The organism is Psychromonas arctica (assembly GCF_036697365.1).
GTDB lineage: Bacteria > Pseudomonadota > Gammaproteobacteria > Enterobacterales > Psychromonadaceae > Psychromonas > Psychromonas arctica_A.
This window is the reverse complement of record NZ_JBAHZA010000015.1, coordinates 49232-69146: the sequence shown is the minus strand read 5'-3', so window position 1 is coordinate 69146 and position 19915 is coordinate 49232. Positions and strand designations below refer to the sequence as shown.

General features: G+C 35.2%; 14 protein-coding genes. All 14 read right to left on the bottom strand.

Going from position 1 to position 19915, the window contains the following annotated elements; all coding sequences use genetic code 11:
- Positions 1-647: 647 nt before the first annotated feature.
- The 14 genes from V5290_RS14730 to rfbD all read right to left on the bottom strand — a co-directional run bounded on the left by V5290_RS14730 (position 648) and on the right by rfbD (position 19908).
- Positions 648-2024, bottom strand: a complete 1377-nt coding sequence (locus V5290_RS14730; RefSeq protein ID WP_333387382.1) for an MBL fold metallo-hydrolase — start codon at positions 2022-2024, stop codon at positions 648-650.
- Positions 2025-2195: 171 nt separating this feature from the next.
- Complete coding sequence (locus V5290_RS14725; RefSeq protein ID WP_333387380.1) at positions 2196-4277, bottom strand: glycosyltransferase; 2082 nt, start codon at positions 4275-4277, stop codon at positions 2196-2198.
- Entirely contained in the window at positions 4277-5074 is a 798-nt protein-coding gene (locus tag V5290_RS14720; RefSeq protein WP_333387377.1) for a sulfotransferase, read from the bottom strand. Before V5290_RS14720 ends, V5290_RS14725 begins: the two co-directional genes overlap by 1 nt.
- Positions 5071-6828: a glycosyltransferase family 2 protein gene (locus V5290_RS14715; protein ID WP_333387375.1), complete on the bottom strand. Its 1758-nt coding sequence runs from the start codon at positions 6826-6828 to the stop codon at positions 5071-5073. Before V5290_RS14715 ends, V5290_RS14720 begins: the two co-directional genes overlap by 4 nt.
- A 62-nt stretch (positions 6829-6890) precedes the next feature.
- Positions 6891-7871: a hypothetical protein gene (locus V5290_RS14710; protein WP_333387372.1), complete on the bottom strand. Its 981-nt coding sequence runs from the start codon at positions 7869-7871 to the stop codon at positions 6891-6893.
- Between the two features lie 279 nt (positions 7872-8150).
- The gene (gene rffA / locus V5290_RS14705) at positions 8151-9290 is read right to left on the bottom strand and encodes a dTDP-4-amino-4,6-dideoxygalactose transaminase (RefSeq protein ID WP_333387369.1); all 1140 of its coding nucleotides are present in this window, start codon (positions 9288-9290) and stop codon (positions 8151-8153) included.
- Positions 9291-9390: 100 nt separating this feature from the next.
- On the bottom strand, positions 9391-10605 hold the full coding sequence (locus V5290_RS14700) for an ATP-grasp domain-containing protein (RefSeq protein WP_333387366.1): 1215 nt from the start codon (positions 10603-10605) through the stop codon (positions 9391-9393).
- Positions 10602-11258 carry an acetyltransferase gene (locus V5290_RS14695; protein ID WP_333387363.1) on the bottom strand — a complete coding sequence of 219 codons (657 nt, stop codon included), beginning with the start codon at positions 11256-11258 and terminating at the stop codon, positions 10602-10604. The genes V5290_RS14700 and V5290_RS14695 overlap by 4 nt, the downstream gene beginning before the upstream one ends.
- A gap of 243 nt (positions 11259-11501) precedes the next feature.
- Complete coding sequence (locus V5290_RS14690) at positions 11502-12785, bottom strand: hypothetical protein (RefSeq protein WP_333387360.1); 1284 nt, start codon at positions 12783-12785, stop codon at positions 11502-11504.
- Positions 12786-12834: 49 nt separating this feature from the next.
- The gene (locus V5290_RS14685) at positions 12835-13686 is read right to left on the bottom strand and encodes a sulfotransferase (protein ID WP_333387357.1); all 852 of its coding nucleotides are present in this window, start codon (positions 13684-13686) and stop codon (positions 12835-12837) included.
- Positions 13683-17177: a glycosyltransferase gene (locus V5290_RS14680; protein WP_333387354.1), complete on the bottom strand. Its 3495-nt coding sequence runs from the start codon at positions 17175-17177 to the stop codon at positions 13683-13685. The genes V5290_RS14685 and V5290_RS14680 overlap by 4 nt, the downstream gene beginning before the upstream one ends.
- A 2-nt stretch (positions 17178-17179) precedes the next feature.
- Entirely contained in the window at positions 17180-18274 is a 1095-nt protein-coding gene (gene rfbB, locus V5290_RS14675; RefSeq protein ID WP_333387351.1) for a dTDP-glucose 4,6-dehydratase, read from the bottom strand.
- 210 nt (positions 18275-18484) lie between these two features.
- Entirely contained in the window at positions 18485-18829 is a 345-nt protein-coding gene (locus V5290_RS14670; RefSeq protein WP_333387349.1) for a four helix bundle protein, read from the bottom strand.
- Positions 18830-19017: 188 nt separating this feature from the next.
- A complete protein-coding gene (rfbD, locus tag V5290_RS14665) occupies positions 19018-19908 on the bottom strand; it encodes a dTDP-4-dehydrorhamnose reductase (protein WP_333387346.1) in 891 nt (296 codons plus the stop codon).
- Between the last annotated feature and the right edge of the window lie 7 nt (positions 19909-19915).

Below are 19915 nucleotides of genomic sequence, written 5' to 3'. Positions count from 1 at the left end.
CTATCTTTTCAATTACAAAGTAATAACCCCAAATTCAACACACAAAATAAAACACTGCAGGCTGAAGCCAGCGCCCCGAAAAGATGTGTCGTAGTTTTCATAAAGCTAACAACAAAGCCAAAATATATTTTATAATATCTACACAAAAAACAAATGAGAAGCGGCAGCTATCAAGCAAAGCTTTATATTAGGGGCGCTGGCTTCAGCCTGCAGATCTTTTTGTGTTGGTTTTTAGGTTTTTTCTATCTTTTCAATTACAAAGCAATACCTTCAAAGTCAACACACACAAAATAAAACACTGCAGACTAAAGTCAGCGCCCCTTAAGAGATGTGTCGTACTTTTCATTAATGTCGATAAACCTCAAAAGATGTCCCGCAATAACCACGAACAAACACAAAAAGCAGCGACAGCAATTAGACGAAGTCTAATATTAGGGGCGCTGGGCGAATTAACCGACAGGTTAGTCTTATGAGCGGGTAAGCTCTGCGCACCCTTTTTTCAGCCTGCAGATCTTTTTGTGTTGTTTTTTAGTTTTTCTACCTTTTCAATTACAAAGCAATAACCCCAAATTCAACACACACAAAATAAAAACACTGCAGACTAAAGCCAGCGCCCCAAGGTCAAAAAATAAATCATAACCACCCCATCATGGTATCGTCACAACCATATCATCATCTAACTCGTGCAGCTTTGCTTTCAACGCTTGTTTAGCGTCATCATCACCATGCACTATGACTACTTTTTGTGGACCTTTGCGAATGCGTTTAATGAAATTAACTAGGTTCGATTGATCAGCGTGAGCTGAATAACCTGAGATAGTATGTACGCCTGCTTTTATGTCTAACTTAGCACCATCAATAAACACATAACCGCCGCGTGGTCCGTATTGTTGAATCTGACGCCCTAACGTTCCTTGCGCTTGATAACCAACAAACAACACATCGGCGGTAGGCTCACTAATAAACCGCTTCAAATAATTTACTACTCGGCCACCACTGCACATACCACTTGCTGCAATCACAATTGCTGGTTTACTTCGGTTTGCCAAATACTCTACAACTTGCATATGCTCTTGGTGCGAATCCACCGTATACAGAGCATCAAAATTAAGTGGCTGGCGCCCTTGCTTAACACGTCGTTTAGCTTCCGCGTCCCACAACGTTTGAAAAGCTTGATAATGCTCAGTGAATTTAGCCGCCATCGGCGAATCCACAATCACCTCAATATCCGCTAACTTCTTAAACTTAGCCTTAGCCGTGATCTGCTCTAATTCATAAAGTAGCTCTTGAGTACGACCAATACTAAAAGCAGGAATAATCACCACACCATTATCGCTAATCGCTTTAATTAACACCTTCTCTAAACTCTGAGCACGATCACGACGCCCTTGATGGTTCTTATCCCCATAAGTACTTTCAATAACCACCACATCCGCTTTATAAGGGCTCCTGGGTGATGCTAACAAAGGCGAGTAAGTTGCTCCTAAATCTCCAGAAAAAACAACACGAGTAGAAGGCTCTGCAATAGGCTTAATATCGACTTCAATATAAGCTGAACCAAGAATATGCCCAGCAGGTTGAAACTTTACTTTAGTTCGAACATCCCCTACCAACTCCAATGCAAACCACTGCTTATAAGGCACTGCTATTAATTGCTCTTTTAAACGAGCCAAACAAGCTTTAATAATCGATTGATTACGCGTCACACCTACCTTTAATGCATCTTCAATTACCATAGGCAACAACGCAGCTGTCGCTTCAGTAGCAACAATAGGCCCACTAAAACCAGCCGCCAGCAAATAAGGCAAACGTCCCACATGGTCAATATGACAATGCGTTACCAACAACGCTTGTACCGTACTAATATCAAACTCAATCGACAATAAGTCATCATCTCCTCGCCCGGAAGTTTCAGCACCTTGAAACAAACCGCAATCAACCAATACACTATTAGCGTCATTAATTATTAATTGGTGACAAGATCCGGTCACGCCATTAACTGCACCATGATGAAGAATATCCATATCGCCTCTCTATGCATCAATAAATCCAATACAAAGAGTATGGTTCAGACAGAGTTAAATACAAAAATGACTTATTTAAAATGAGAGGAACAACAAAATAGAAAGGGACATAGAAGACACCAAATTAATTCAGCATCTTCTATTAATTTTAAGAAAGATTATAAAGAGGGTTTATTTTTTAATCGTTAACGGTTTATAAGTCAGTTGCTGACCAGTTTCCTTCGCAAATATTTCAATCTTGTCACCTTTCTTGCAATGGCTAGACAAAGCCATGTGAACTCCAATATAACGTTCACGAGGGAAATTAACTTTAGGTTGACCACCATAAAAATTATCTGCAATAACAGTTTCAATCAACACTCCATTACAAAGAACCTCAAACTCAACAGGCTTTTCAGAGTGACTGTAATAAGCACAACCGATTAACACATTATTAGGATTGACAATAAAATGGCTATAAACCCACTCTTTATTTTCTTGAGTTAATTTAACACGCAGTTTGTGTAAAAAATGCGCCTCTTTTACACACTCAATATCTTGCTTATTTTGTTCACTAACCTGTTTTTTTAATGCAACTGAAATAGCCTCTTTTTCAATTGTTTTTTTACCATTAATGTTAGCATTTTTGACATCTAAATTCAGACCATAGTAGCTATTGATTAAATCAACACTTTCATCATAACAGTCCGTTAAACCAATATACCCAATTAAACCTAGCGGCATTGGATTTAAATTTTTTCGTTGAAAGTTAGAAGCAGCAGGACGTTTCAAAAATTGCTCAATATCCCCTTTAAAACCATGATAAGTAACATAATGATTAAAATGAGAAATCACTTGTTCAACAGGATCTCGGACAAAAGCGATAATATGACGGGCAGACACCATATCTGAATAACGCAGAAAGCTAACATGTCCCGTAACCCAAGTATTTTGCATCGTTTTTAACTGGTTTTTAAATGCAAAAGGAGATTTCGCTTGATAGATAGTACTCTGTATCTGTTTCGCTGTATGTTTCGACTTATCGCCATAGTCACCCAGCACAATGAACTTATCTTCTAACGCTTTTCTAAAACTAGTACCTGCCGTTTTAGGGATATGGATAAAGAAAAAATTGTTGTTTTTTTCTTCATCACTTAACTCTCTTACTAAGCTACCTACCGAACAATTACTTTTAGCTGTACCTTGGGCATTTTTCACAACATTAACAAAAGCTAACCTTTCTTGCTCAGTTGTCCAAGGATAAACATACCCTTGCTTGGTTTTTAACGATGACTTAATAGTGCGATTACGTTGAATATCATCTTCACTTTTGTACGTTGGCGCATCCTCTGAAAGCAAACCAGTATTAATACAAGGAAAGTTAGCATGACCATTAGTTAAACCGTTAAAACCTTGATTAATAAAACGCTGAGTCCATTCAACATGGCCACAGCCATAACCTTTAAAGATAGGATTCAAATAGCCTACTTTCTGAAAAGCGTTTAAACTAGTTGCAGTACATTGACCCGTCACTGATTTAGAAACATAGGGAGAGTATATTTCCCCCGTTCCTTTTATTAACTTAGCATCACCAATAACTCGCTTATGCGCAAAATTAACATGCCCCCAGACTAAAGCAGTTAGCGCCCATGTTGAATCCCAACCTTGAGCAATAGGTTTACAATCATCTTCCAGTAAAATACTGACATCACATTGTTCAACCTCATGTAAATAATAAAGCGCACGGTTTTTATTAGCCACTACGCCCGAGTTGGGTTGAATAATACAAGCGACTTCGTTTTCATCACACCAAGTTTTAGTACCGTCCTCACTTCCATCATCTGCGACTACTAATACAGTCTCTTTATTAGAGAAGGCATGAATATTCTTAATGTTGTCTTGCAATCGTTCAAGGCGATTATAAGTAATAACTGCCACACCTATTTTTATATTTGCTAGTGTCGCTTTTTCTAATAAAGGCAAGTTAATAAAATCAATAGAAGCGGTGGGCTGAAAATAACGAAATAAAGTAAACAGTTGGTATGTTTGTACAGGGTAATGTAGTTCAGCAGCAACAATTAAAGCTTGTAAATAACTCCCTTGTACAGGAGTTATAACCGCACGACGTTTAAACCAGGTTAAGTTTTCTTTGAGCGTTTCCAATGACAATTCATCACTGTCCACTTGCCCCTTTTTTTGATAATCGGTAAATGCTTTAGGCTCAGAACTCCCCTGCACGCTATTTTGAATTTTACTTACAATTTTCTTTAACATTATTGATTATCACCAAAAATAAATTTAATTTTCCTACTCCAATATTTCACTAAAGAAGTCTGTTTATTATCTAGTTTATGTTTAACATAAATATTAGTAGGATCAATTTTTAAAGCGGCTAATAATAAAGACTCACTAACATCACTGCCATCATCTTTAAAATAGCAAGCCGCATCTAACAGGTTGCTTAGGTGTTGCTTTTTTTCGGGTAACTTTTTCCCTGGGGATTTATGTGCATGAGGTAAACTTAACTGAGTTAAAGAAATACCGGCTTTCTGTAAAAAAAGACCTAAATCATTTGGCTGACAAGTCGCTAAGTCTAAATGAATAAACTGCGCATCAGAATGCTTAGAAAAATAGCTTAATACATTGGCTACATGCTGATGATATTGCTTTCGCCAAACATCAACAATTTCATCTTTAGTTTTATCTAAAATACAACGATAACGATCTAAATAACTGCCACCACCATGCCTTAATCGGCTATTAATCCAATCATCAACAGGTCGAGTATTTAAAATAAAAATAGCATTAGGGTAAGTTTGATGCAGCTCTTTATATAGGTCATCAGCTACATATTGAAAACCATCTGTATTCAATGATTCCATATCAGAGAAAGCATCGTACTCATCTAATCCAGTTAATAAATCGCGCCCATTTTTATGATTTTCAAAAATAATATTAGCTAACTCACCCTTCAAATAGTGCACAGAGCGAATACCATTTTCCACTAGAAAGTCATGAATACTTAACGTACCGCACTTATTAAAACCAATTTGAAAAATTTTAGTAGTCATCGCAATGTAAAATCTTCTCTATCTAAAGTCAGCCATTGACTGTAACAAGGGTCACCCATTAACTGCTCACCCCATGTTTTTTTCATATAATTTACTTCACTAGCAAAACGAGCCTGTTTCTCAGGGGTATCTTCGGCACCACGACTAATTGATTCATGGTGTACCATTTCAATATAAGGAGACCATAAATTACGATAACCAGCAGCTTGTACTTTTAAACAAAAATCCACATCATTAAAAGCAATAGTCAGGTTCTCTTCGTCTAATCCGCCAACCTCTTCAAACACAGCTTTACGCACCCCAAGACAAGCCGCAGTAACAGCCGATAAGTTTTGAGTAACTTGTAAACGTTTAAAATAACCAGGATGCCCTTTAGGGAAATACTTATGCGAATGTCCAGCTACGCCACCTAACCCGGTAATAACCCCGCCATGCTGTAACTTCCCATCAGGGTAATAAAGCTTTGCTCCAACGCAACCTATATCAGTGCGGCTCATATTAGCCACCATCTCAATCAACCAAGACTCAGACAATATTTCAATATCATTGTTCATTAATACTAAAAACTCACCTTTTGCTTTACTTACTGCATAATTATTAATCGCAGAGTAATTAAAAGGTTTATCATAATTAATCAACCTGACTTTCCCATCTGATTCGAGCTGTTTAAAATAATTAATCGAATCAAGATCATCAGATTGGTTATCTAATAATAGAACTTCAAAATGAGGATATAAGTTTTTTTTGTAGAGAGAGTTAATACATTGCTTAACTAGTTTTTTCGCATTTTTAGTAGGAATGATAATTGAGACTAAAGGCTGCTTGCTAGGATTTGGCCAATTCACTTTATAAGTATTAGGTAACTTCCCCATTTCTACAGAATCAGCCTTGCCATTTAAGTGCTCTTTCAGTGCTTTCAACCCTGCAACTGCAGAATAAGACTTTTCAGACTCAGCAAGTGCAGTCGACCCTTGAATCGCACGCCAATGATACAAAACATAAGGTACATGCACTATCTGTTGGTCATTACACTGTGCAACACAACGCAACAATAAGTCATAATCTTGGCTGCCTTCGAAACCAACACGAAACCCGCCTACAGACTCTACTAGTTCACGCTGATATACACCAAGGTGGGAGATATAATTCATTGAATATAATAAATCACGGTTCCATTGAGGTTTAAAATGCGGAGTAACTCGTTCACCTTTTTCAGTAATTTTATCTTCATCACTGTAAAGTAATTTGGCTTGAGGGTTATTATAAATAGCATCAGCCATTGCAGACAAGGCATCACAATGTAACAAATCATCATGATCCAGCAACACAATATAATCCCCCGTCGCAACAGCTAAACCATCATTAGACGCCTTCGATATATGGCCGTTTACAGTACGTTGAATAACATTAATGCGCGTGTCATCAACCAATGAATTCAGATAATCAATTAATCCAGCATCTTGAGAAGCGTCATCAACAATTACCAACTCCCAATTGCTATAGCGTTGTCCAGTAACAGAAGCGACCATATCTTTAAACAAACTAAGACCTGGTTGATAGGTTGGGACGATAATAGAAAAGCACGTTTGGTAACGTGCGATTTTAATAGCGGATAACAAGTTATTTTGTGCAATCTTAATTTCAGAATACCCTCCATCAAGAGGGAGTTTCATAAAATACTTTCGGTACAAACGAGCGAGCCAGCCGATTTTACGAAGTTGAATACGAACCTGAAATAAACAAGGTTTAAACATTTAGACTCTCAAAAATATAAATTTTTCATATTGGCTGTTGAAGACCTTCAATTACTAGTAAATCATAACAACTGATTACTCCAACTTCTAAACAAAGACTTATAGCGTTTAGATATTGGCTTTATTTTCACTAAATGTTTCATTATATTGACAGCTAAACGATATTCACCTACTGAAGCTAATTTAATAGAAGATTGCTCTAATTCGTAAAGTTGTTTATTTGTGTAGCTATATACATATTTGGAATTAACTTTATGTTCTAGTAACGCTTTATGTGCATTTAAGACTCTAGCTCTAGAATTCGTCAATTTTTTATTATTTAATAAGTTATTATAGTAAAAAACACATTCGCGTCGCTTTTTCATATCTACTTTTATTTTGCCAGTACTTATAAACGTCAGTACTAACTCCTTTATGACTTTCATATCCAGAAGAAGTTTAGGTACATTATGACCAGCCCCTACCAAAGGTAACAGAGTTAAATTACCCTTAAACCTTTTCGCATGTAACTTATCCTCTTTACATAATGGATCATAAATAATAAAACCATCTGCTGTTGATTGGCTAGCATCAGAATAGTCACCTTTCCATGCAGATTGAGAACTATTAAATCGGCTTTCAAAGGGAGCCCTAGCCTTATCTAGAGTACTAATTGGATTTAATAATAAAATTTTGTCCAAATTTAATAATGTAGAAAAAGTGCCTATTGCAACCCCCCCCATGGATGAACCATAACCACATCTAACAGGGAATTCATTAACAAATACAACTATATTTTTTAAAAAATCAATAATTCTTTCATCTCGATACCAATTATTTCTCTCTAGCGGAGAAAAAGAAATAACATTAATTGAATTATGTTTTAGAAAATTAAAACCAAAAATATTATCTTTATTGTTATCAAAATCACTAACTGATGGAATATTTTGAGCATATTGAAAAGATACAACAATTGGTTTATTTTTATCTAAAATAAAGCTTCGACAACAAAAAGAAGAGCCATTATATTTATGCTCACCGATTTCAAAAATCCCATTATACATTAACACCGTTCCTAACAATTTTACCAACTAACACTAAAAAGTACTTTAAAATTATGCTTTAGTACAAAATCTAAAATTCATTATATATATTAAAGTACATTAAATTGATTTACAGTATTTTCTAGAAGCTTTGCTCTGCGACTTGTATTGACAAAAAATTAACTTTATTCGTCTGATGCGCGTTTATAATCATTATTAATTTGTAATATTTATTTAATTAAAAAAACAAGCTCTACAGTTAAGTAGGGTATATAAAAATAGATAAGTTAATTTTCTATGTTAGGGGTTATTTTTAAAAAAACCTTCTATTACATTAACTATTAATTGAATTTGAGTGTTTGAAATGCCATACCAAATAGGTAATCGAACTAATTTCTCACTTTCTCTCGTTGTCAACACATCTTCGCCACTAAACTTACCAAACTCAATGCCAGCAGGTGCAGAATGAAGAGGTATATAATGAAAAACTGCATTAACTTGATTATCTTTTAGATTATTAATGAACTCATTGCGTTGCTCTATATCTCTCAGTTTCAAATAAAACATGTGACCATTGTGCTTTAGCTCAACAGGTATAGTCGGTAAAGTAAATTTATATTTAGAAGATAAGGGTTTTAACAATTCATAATATAAGTGCCATGATTCGAGGCGATTATTATTAATTTCCTCCGCAGACTCTAGCTGCCCCCAAAGGTAAGCAGATTGAATTTCAGAAGGCAAATAACTGCTGCCAATATCGACCCATGTATACTTGTCTACCATTCCCCTAAAGAATTGACTTCTATTTGTTCCTTTCTCTCTTATAACCTCTGCTCGAGATATTATCTTTTTATCATTTATAATTAATAACCCACCTTCACCACCACTTGTATAATTTTTCGTTTCATGAAAGCTATAAGTACCTAAATGCCCAATAGTCCCTAGGGATTTACCTTTATAGGTCGACATCATACCTTGCGCAGCATCTTCGATTACAAATAAATCGTATTTAGAAGCTAGCGACATAATAGAGTCCATTTCGCAAGCAACACCGGCATAATGAACTGGTACGATAGCTTTTGTTTTTGATGTGATAGCTGCTTCTATTTTAGTTTCATCAATATTCATAGTATCAGATCGAATATCTACAAATACTATTTTAGCCCCTCTCAGTACAAATGCATTTGCTGTACTAACAAAAGTATAGCTTGGCATAATAACTTCATCATTTGGTTGGATATCAATCAATATAGCAGCCATTTCCAAGGCTGCAGTACAAGAAGGTGTAAGTAGGGTTTTTGGAGCATTTAAGTTATTTTCAAACCAAGCTTGACACTTTTTCCCGAAAAAGCTGTCACCTGATATTTTATTGCTTTGTATAGCCTCTAAAACATATTTGGACTCATTGCCAGTTAATGGAGGTTTATTAAATGTTATCATTTGGGAATTCCCACTATTATTAAAAATAAATATACTAAATAGTTATTAATGCGTTTTTAATATACTACATATTATTAGATAGCCAGCGAGCAAATAAAAATCAATTCCATATCAACCCCCTCATGCCATTATTAGTTAACACATCCACTTTTATTACATTTTTATAAAAATCAATGCACTCTCGTAACTCAGAATGATTATTAGCAGATAACAATATGTAAACTCTACTTGTTTTATCAGAAAAACCAAGGCTCTTGTTGCCAACTGAGATTGAATCTAAACTACTATCTATATATGAACAATGGGATTTCGCTAAAATTATCCCATCAACAGTTTTAACTGTCCCTTCAGGTAAATAAAAGGCAATATAACTAGATACCACCCCAGTATTATAAACCTCCATATTAGGAGTATTACCCAAAGCAATATCGATCATAAAAGCATCAGCATCAAAACCTGAACATGCTTTTACTAATTTCGATGATATATTAACACCCCCGCCACGAGCAGCAGTTTCAATTAAATGACATTTACCTTTAGCTACAATTACTTCACTATGTGTTAAGCCAAATGACAGACCAAAGGACTCTATTAACTGCTTATTGAATTTTGATATTAGATCCGTATTTTTTTCAGAAGGAAACTGTCTACAATATGGTGAAAAGGTCTTTACTGTTTCAAAATAAAAAGAATCACCGACTACTAAATCATTATAATTACCATCGTATACAACCCCTTCAATAACAAATTCATCGCCAACTAAGAACTCTTCAACTATGACAGAATTTGAGCGTGAAAAACTTGCGGCATAACTAAAAGCTTTTTCTATATCATTTAACGACTCAACTACTTGAATTCCTCGGCTTCCTTGAGAATCGACAGGTTTAACTATAACAGCGCTACCAAGTTCGACAAAAAAATTTTCAATGTCTTTAGCTGAATTTACAAGTTTATATTTCACCGTATCGAGACCTAATTCAGCACATTTATCTCTCATCATTAACTTATCGGTAAAGAGGCATGCGGTTTCATAATCAATTCCACTTAAGCCCAGTTTAGTCGACACATAAGCCATAGTACGAACAGGTATATCTGTTTGGTTAGTTGTGATCCCATCAATATTTAAATTTTTAGCATGACTTAACACGCCTTTTTCATTTGAAACATCTTCATAAATGATTTGATCGGAGAACTTAAAGCCAGGATAGTCACCTTTAGGGCTAACAACTATGACTTCATGTCCCATTTCTTTTACTTTTTTTATAATTGGCACCTGAAATTCACCAGCACCAAGTACCATTATCTTTTTCTTCATATTTTTATTCCATTGTCTAAATGTTGTGAATAAGGTTTTGCTGGTATTCCTTGATATCTTGTCGATGGTTCAGTATTTTTAGTAACCATCGAGTTAGCACTGATTAATGTTTCAGTCGCTAAAACACTTTTTTGTAAAATAGTGGAATTGAACCCTAAAAAGGAATTCTCCCTGATATTAACATTTCCACCAACAACACAGCCCGCAGCAATAAAACAATGATTTGAGATTATACTGTGATGACAAATAACCGTCCCTGAATTAATGCAAACATTATCACCTATTGTCACAAAAGGCTCTATAACTGCACCATGTAAAATTAAATTATTCTCACCAAAAATCAATGTCTTATCTACGCTAGATTTACTACTAATATAATTTGCATGTTTATAGCCATAACTTTTTGTTAAATTAAAAATACTCCTTCTAAATCTCATATTTCCATAACCTAATGCTATAAACAAACAATATTCATCGGGAGGATAAAGGGATGATAGAGATTCAAAGTCAACAACTGGTAAACCATCAATATTATGCTCATTTATAAAATCTTTATGAACTGTAAAAGCTATTAACTCATAACTTGAATCAGAAGAAAAATAATAAGCAATCATTCTTGCGTATTTTGTATTGCCGAAAATCACTAGTTTCATAAATTTTACCGTTTAGATAGATAATTAATATCAGTCGAGACTTATATACTTTAAAGAATTAAATATTAAAGTTAACAAAGCGCTTACCAGCATTAACATTTATTAGAAATAACTATATTATACATATACATGAAACACTAAAAGGCCAGCAATTGAAAATTATCAACATAATAAAGTGATTTTTATACACAAGTGAAATGAGTATTTGTACAGTAGTAATAGAAATACATTTACCAAAACACATCAAATAAATTCATTACGTGTATTAAAACTCTCCTGAGCATAATTGACTATGTAATTAAAGCGCTTAGGTTCTATACTTAAAAAGTTATCATTTAGATACTTATACTGCTGCTCAGCTCTTTTCATACGCAAATTTTTATTTTGAATTAATGATATTAGTGTTTCATAAAACTTTCCCTCATCATCCTCTATCAATGTAGGAACTTCTTTTGCACAAACGTCAGAACCTTTGTAGCATAGAACAGGGCATTTTTCTAACCTCGCCATAACCCCTCCAGTTCCACCTCCATCAAACCCAGGAAAAGCAACAAACAGATCGCAATGTGAAAGATAAGATCTTAAATGAAGTTCAAACTCAATTATATGTAGTCGGTTTGACTCGAATAAATTTTGAAATCTAGAGTCAATAGACAATATGAAATCTGCATTCGAAGGCCCCAATAAAACCAGTCTTAATGTTAAAAAAGTATCAAACAACTTAAAAAACTGATCTAATTGCTTATCAGTATATTGTGAAAATATTTTTCCTATTCGATCATTTGTTAAAGCACAGGCTATAGTTATTTCATCATCTATTACTTTAATTTGACTAACAGAATATTCAATATCTTTTGTAAAAGTTGCAATAGGTAGATTTAATTGTTTAAAACGTTCTTTAGGTAAATCCCCATTAACCTTGAAAACTTTATTGGAAATTGCCACATCAATTTTATTATCCACTTTATTATTTTGATTAAAAAACAAAAAACAAGTTGGAAAGTAATCATACAAAAATAATCTTATTTTTTTTGACTCAAATGCGCCACCCAAATAAAATATAACATCAGGGTCAAAATCAGATATATTACTCAAAATGTATGGGTTCTCTTTCGTTGTAATATAAGAATCAATTTGAGGCCCCAAAACGTCCTTCAAGTGATTTTGATATGCTTTAGGTAAAGGTTCATACTCATTTTTATTTGCATTGTAATCACCGTGAAAAAAAACTTTAATGCTATACTTTTTAATATCAAAAATTTTTTTACACATACTACTAATTAATAATAAATGAGCAAACTTCTTATTTGTTGCCATAGGTAATCTACGAATAACAAAGGCAACTTTTTTTTTACGAGTACTATTCAAAAGAAATAAAGTCTCATCTTTTCTTATATTTTGCATATTTTTTAGGCTTTTAATTTCATCTGTAATTGCCTCTTTTTCTTTCAATGATAGGACTTTATCAAAGCTTGACTCTATCCCTGTTAATTCTTCAACCAAATTCAGATTAGTTTTATTTTTCATAATTGAGCAATACCATGTAAATTTTAGACATTATCGATTCTAATAGTTATTACAACTTCCACATTTTATGCTTTATGCTTAACTCTAAAAGATGCTTGGTTTGTGGCCCTAACTTTGCTATTGCATACTTTTTCCACTCTTCGGGCATACCGAAGTTTTTTGTTTTGTTAACTTTTTTATTTAATTTCTCTTGGTTAGCAGGGATCTCTTTTATTCCTAAGAACCGTTGTACTTCAGTTAACATTTTTTCAGGTGATTCTCGAAAATCCTCAAAATAGAGAAGCATTAGCTCATCACTACTTAGTGATTTTTTTAATAATTTATAGTTATTTGCATATTCAGCATTTATCCAGAAAAAATGTTTATCTAATAACTCTTTAAAGTTTTCAAATCCAGCATCAAGCGCTTCATCTTCTCTATTTACCCACTTCATATGGAATTTATAATGAGACCATAGACGTTCTAATGGATCGCGTAACGTGTAAATAACTTTAACATTTTTAGCCACTTTACGAACATTATCCCAACCATCTACATCCATTTGACAATAGAGGTTTGAAAAATCTGCACAAAACTTCTTTCCTGGATTAAAACGAAATAGATTTTCATACCACTCGTTAGATATTTCACTATTATGCGCATAATCTGCATACCAAGATATATCATCTAAATGCTGAGAAATAAATTTTGGATTCCCAGCCGCAGTTTTTTGCATTACTTCTTTTAACTTAATAATACGGTTACGATGATTAAGCTGTTTCTCAATCCCCACTTTGTTAGCAAAGTAATGAATTTCTTTTTCAGGAGTAAAGTGAATTTCAGGGTGGTCTTTTAATTGTTCATAAAGCCAAGTAGTCCCAGCTTTCATCGCACCAACACTTAAAAATAAATTATCAATCACTTATACATCTCCACTAATTCTTCAACCTGCTTATCCACCATACGAATATCAGCTTGTTCTATTGTTTTTTTGAATTTTATTGCGTTTTTATCAATCTCGTTGATTGCTTTAGCAACACCAATTAAATCTGGTTTAATTTTTAGCCCTGTTTTATTTTCAATAACATCTTCACCAATACCGCCAAGGTTACTTGCCACTACCCAACAACCACAAGCGGCCGCTTCACGTGTTACTAATCCATAACTTTCAGGCCACATTGATGGTGCAAACAAAATATCCATTTTTTGATATAAAGCAGTAATACTTGCCTGATTTACTCGTCCAATAAAAGTAACAGGGACTTTGCCCCAAAATGTTTTTTCAATATGCCCTTCATCTTTAGCATGGTCAACAATCAACATTTCAATATTTTTAGGCTGCTCTTGCTCTATCGCTTCTTTCAATAAGAAATAACCTTTGTGATTAGCCATACCACCGATATGTGCACAAACTACTTTATCTGTATAAGTAGTCTCTTTTAACGCCCATTCAACCGATGAACTAATGCCGTTTTTATTGACTTGTATTTCAAGATAACCATTCTTACGGTAAATACTTGCAAAGCCTTCAGAAACGGTTAACAGTCTCTGTGCACCTTTTAAAAGATCTTTAAAGTAGATTAAACGCTCTATTGAATCACCTAAATTAATATTATTAGGTAAAGTTCGAGGTGCAAACATATCAGGGTGCCCATCAGGGTAAACATTATCATCGCCATCAATTAAAAACTGATGGTCTGAGATCCACCAAGCATCATGCGCGGTTACAATATAAGGCACTTCGTTATCTTTAGCGGCTTCGACAATAGAGGCGGTTAAACGTTGCACGCAATGAAAATGAATTAAATCAGGCTGTTCTAACTCAATAAACTGTTCAAATAAGTCGTACATATCGGGATCTTGAGCATGCCAATCCATATTTTCACGATACAAGATAGTTGAGCGATAAACTGTCACTCCTTGATGCTGATAAGAGGTCAATTGATAAGGTGTTGTACAACGATCATCAGAGGTAAACACGATTAATTCATATTCATCACCGTATTGCTCTTGTAATATATCAAAATTGTCAGAAATGACTCGCGTAGCACCACCAATAGATTGAGGTGGAAAAAAAACATTGACCAGTGCCAATTTTTTCTTCGGTTTAGTTTCCTGAGTTAATAAATTATCTAATTCATTGACTAAGTTGCGGCCTAAATAGTCTACCGAATATTCAGATTTCACCTTATTTAACGCTGTATCGGCTATCTTTTGACGTAAACTCGGATCAGCAATTAATAGCTCTAGAGAGTTAAACCATTCCTGCTCACTTCCTGCAATGAATGCATCTTCACCATTAACTAATACATCTCGGTAGTTAGCTGTTGTACTCACTACTGATGGAATGCTAAAACACGCGGCTTCAAACCATTTTAATTCACTCTTACAGCCATTGATTTCATCATCGTTTAATACTGCTAAGCTAATATCAGCTTGGGCTAAAAAAGCCCAATAAGCTTTTACATTTTTGATGGGTGGTACTTGTTGTAATTGCTTTTTATATTTACTAGTAAAAGCGTTCGGTAGCTGCAAGTAACCTGCGATCACTAAGCGAGCATGTTCATATTTATCTAAAATACGTATTAATGCAGGTAATGCCTGTTCAATAAAATCACTATTATGAGCTTGTGTTCCACTACCATAAAAAATATCAACCGTTGTTTTATGAGACTTATCTTCTTTAGCGAGACGATTAAGCTTATCTAAACCATTACGATGCAATATGCATTTTTTATCCATCACTAAATTTTCTAGCTTTTCGCATAATAACTTAGTTGAAGATATACCATAACGACACTGCTTTGCAGCAGCATAAAAACTGGCCATTGACTTACGCAATTCAATATGGGTATCTAACCCAACATAGCCGCCGAAAGACTCAATAGGAGCTGGATAACTTTCTTCAAATAACAAGTCATCAATCTCATAGAATGAAGCTTTACCATTTGCATTGACTTGAGCCATTGCTTTTAATACTTCAGGCACAGCAGGAACACGATAGAAGATAACAATATCATGCAAAGCGATTTCATTCTGATATTGTTCAAGCTTCATCCAGTCAACTGTCGTGACTACTTTACCTTGTGATTCTAATTGCTCTACTTTTTGATCAAGGCGATATCTAATGCATTGTGGTACATGATAATCACCAATAATTAATACTTTCTCTGTGTTTAACGTTTTCAGTATTTGACTATCGACACCTCCATAAAAACTAAAGTAGGTTTGGTAAATAATGTTGCTATATTCTAAGACCTTTTCTTTTAATTCTTTGCGCTTATCTAAAGCAGCTAGCATATGTACGCCACCTAGATAATCCCAATAAAATTTTTGAATGAAGTTTTTGAGTAACTCAAAGCTATAGGTAAATTCTGGACTACTTTTTTGTAACTGAGTTAAGAATGTAACTCCACGTTTAAATTCAGATTGCTTTTCAAAACAAAGCAATAAACGTTCTATTACTTGCAAAGAGAGCTTTTCGGAAGAATCAACTAAGTATTGATAGGCTTTTTCTGCATCTCGATAATTCTGTTTAGTGAATAAATAGTCACCTACCAAAGTTATTAGCTTACTATCATTAAAGCTAGAAATGAAACTTACAGATTCTTTTGTACGTTGCTGTTGTTCATAACAAAGCAAAAGGTTATTAACTAGATAAGTAGATGATTTCCTTATTTTGGATCCAGTTAATAAAAGAGCAGATTTATAAATCTCTTGCGCGGTTCTATAATCTTTTTGGTCTAAATAAGTATTGCCTAAGTGCTCTAATACTTCACTACTTTCATTAAAATACAATGCCATTTGCCAAGCGGTTCGGGCATTATCTAAACCTGCTTGTATTTTATTTTTTCTATACGACAGATAGCAATTAACTGCCAACTTATCATAAAAACCTGCATTTTTAAGGTCACTCTCATAAAAGCGAATAGGTTGTCTAATATTCCCAACTGCAACATTAAGTACATCCATTGCGGTCAGCATATACTCTTTATTTAACGTAATAGTCTTATTGATATCCAACTTTTTAATATCTAGGTAAACACCACCAGAGTTTTGTTGAGCCCACTCCTCTAGCGTTTTAACTCTTTTTTCTGCTCTACCATTAATTAACCAATGAATTTTAGCCTGTTGTAATGAAGAAATACCCGCTTCTGCTAAATCAGGATAATAAGCGAGATAAAAGTCTAAATCTAATTCAAAGTTAAACTCTGCCATAGACTTTACGCCTTTAGCGAAGAGCATCGCTTCTAAATTAGGAAAACGCCCCTCTTTTTTACCAGTAAAGTGCCAATGATTTTTTAAGCGCTTATTAGATAGTTCACTTAAATCTGGATAGCTGGAGCGATAAAAATCAACATCTAAGCTGCTTTCATGAGCAGTAATAAGACGGCTCATGATTTTTGTTTTCACACTCATTTCTTAGCAGCCTCTAATAACTCACTCCACCAAGCTTCACTTGTTAAGTACCACTCAACAGTTTTCTTGATTCCTGTTTCAAATGATTCAACGGGTTTGTAACCTAACTCATTATTGGTTTTGGTTGCATCAATTGCATAGCGCCAATCATGCCCAGCACGATCTTCTACAAAGGTTATAAGTGAAGCAGCTTCGCCTACTAGCACGGCTTTCGCCTTCGGGAAGCGAGATGCGAGATCCGAATCATTAGCAAAAAACTCATCCATAAGCTTACAGACTAATTTTACGATATCGATGTTAGCCCATTCGTTATGGCCACCGATATTGTAGTTCTCACCTAAGCGACCTTTGTTTAACACTAGCTCGATACCACGCGCGTGATCTTCTACGTATAACCAATCACGAATTTGCTGACCATCACCGTAAACTGGTAGTGGTTTATCATGCAGGATATTGGTAATGATTAATGGGATAAGTTTTTCTGGGAAGTGGTACGGACCATAGTTGTTTGAACAGTTTGATGTGGTTACTTCTAAGCCATAAGTATGGTGATAAGCACGTACTAAATGATCAGATGCTGCTTTTGATGCTGAGTAAGGCGAATTTGGTGCGTAAGCAGTATCTTCAGTGAATGCTGGATCATGTGGTCCTAATTCACCATAAACTTCATCTGTTGATACGTGATGGAAACGATGCTTAAGGGGTGCTTTACCTTTCGCTTTAGGCTCATCAATCCATACTTTTTTTGCTGCTTTTAATAAGCTGTATGTACCAATGATGTTAGTTTCAATAAACGCATCTGGGCCAGTGATTGAGCGGTCAACGTGTGATTCAGCTGCAAAATGCACTAAAATATCAACGTTATGCTCTTTTAATAAACTTTCTACTAACGCAGTGTCACATATATCGCCATGAGCAAATACAAAATTTGGATTATCTTCAACAGAGGCTAAGCTCTCACGATTTCCCGCATAAGTTAACGCATCTAATACCACTACTTTATCTTGTGGGTTATTAGCTAACCAATATAGAACGTAGTTTGCGCCGATAAAACCAGCACCGCCTGTTACTAATAAATTTCGTTTTTTCATATATTATTACTACCTTTAAGCTTAAAATTGTGTTCTTTGTGTGAAGGCTAAGGGGAAGCCTTAAGGGACAAGAGGAAAGGCTCAAGGGACAAGAGGAAAGGCTCAAGGGGCAAGAGGAAAGACTCAAGGGGCAAAATAAACTGTTCTTGCCTTGAAGCGAATCACCCTTGTAGCTTTAACCTTGTTCCTTGTAGCTTTAACCTTGTACCTTCACATCCCTTTTTTTACTGCCATTAAACCCGCTATCATTCTTGATATTTCTTCTGCTTCTTTTACCCAAAGCATGCCTGTTTCTTTTTCTATATAGTTAATTTTAATACCAATATAAATTTGAGTTCTTAGCTCACCGCATGAGCCTTTGGCATACGACAAAAAGTTAACAAACTCTTTATTACTTTTTCTTTCATAGCCCTCTGCAATGTTAGATGGCACTGAAAGTGAGGAGCGTGTAATTTGGTCTTTAAAGCCAAAGTCTTTTGAAGTTTGGAAATATTTATATATTTCAGCAGATAACCTTGCAGAACGTTTCCACACATCTAAGTCTTCAAATCGCATGAGCCCCTCTTTATCTTTATTTAACCTGCAGCTTTAACCTTGCCCCTCTAACCTTGCACCTCTAATCTTGTATCTTTAACCTTGTCCCTCGAGCCTTGCATCTTGTACCTTGCCCCTAGAGCCTTGCACCTCTAATCTTGTACCTTTAACCTTGTACCTCGAGCCTTGTACCTCTAACCTCGTACCTTTTATCTCTCACTTTCGGCGAGTTCATCCATCATTGCCGATAATTGTTTACGCCAATGAGTTGTTTCGATACCACTTGCTTGCTCTGCAGTACTTTTATCTATCACGCTAAAACTTGGGCGTTGTGCGGGTGTTGGGTAAGCACTCGCAGGAATTGGCCGTACTGGAATCGCTTTATCCAGCATGCCTTTTTCAATAGCAAGCTCTTGAATTGCAACTGCAAAGTCATACCATGAACATACGCCGGCATCAGTCCAATGTAATTTTAATGCTTCACCTATTGGTGGGTTTTGGTCACTGGCGATTAACGCCCAAATCACTTCCGCCAGACCTTTTGCCCAGGTTGGCGTCCCCACTTGGTCGTAAACAATGCCTAGCTGTTCTTTTTCAGCCATTAAACGCAACATTGTTTTTACAAAGTTATTACCATTTACTGAATACACCCACGCGGTACGAATAATCGTAGCTTGCTCGTGAAGAATTTCATTGATTTTGATATCGCCAGCTAGCTTTGAAGCGCCATAGACGTTAATTGGGTTAGTAGTATCATCGGTCTGATAAGGTGTGGTTTTAGTGCCATCGAAGACAAAATCAGTAGAAACGTGAATTAATTTTGCCGATACTTTTTTACAAGCGTTTGCAATGTATTCACTGCCTAAATCATTAACCGCATAAGCAATATCTGAGTCACTCTCTGCTTTATCAACAGCAGTGTAAGCAGCTGCATTAATAACAATGTCAGGCTTAAATTCGGTAATTTTTTGGTTTACTTGCTCCGCATCGGTAATATCTAACTCATTTACCGAACAGCTTAGTAATTGCACCGCTTTTGGTACTAGCTTTTCTAGTTCCCACGCGAGCTGACCGCCCTTCCCTGTAATTAATACTTTCATAGCAACC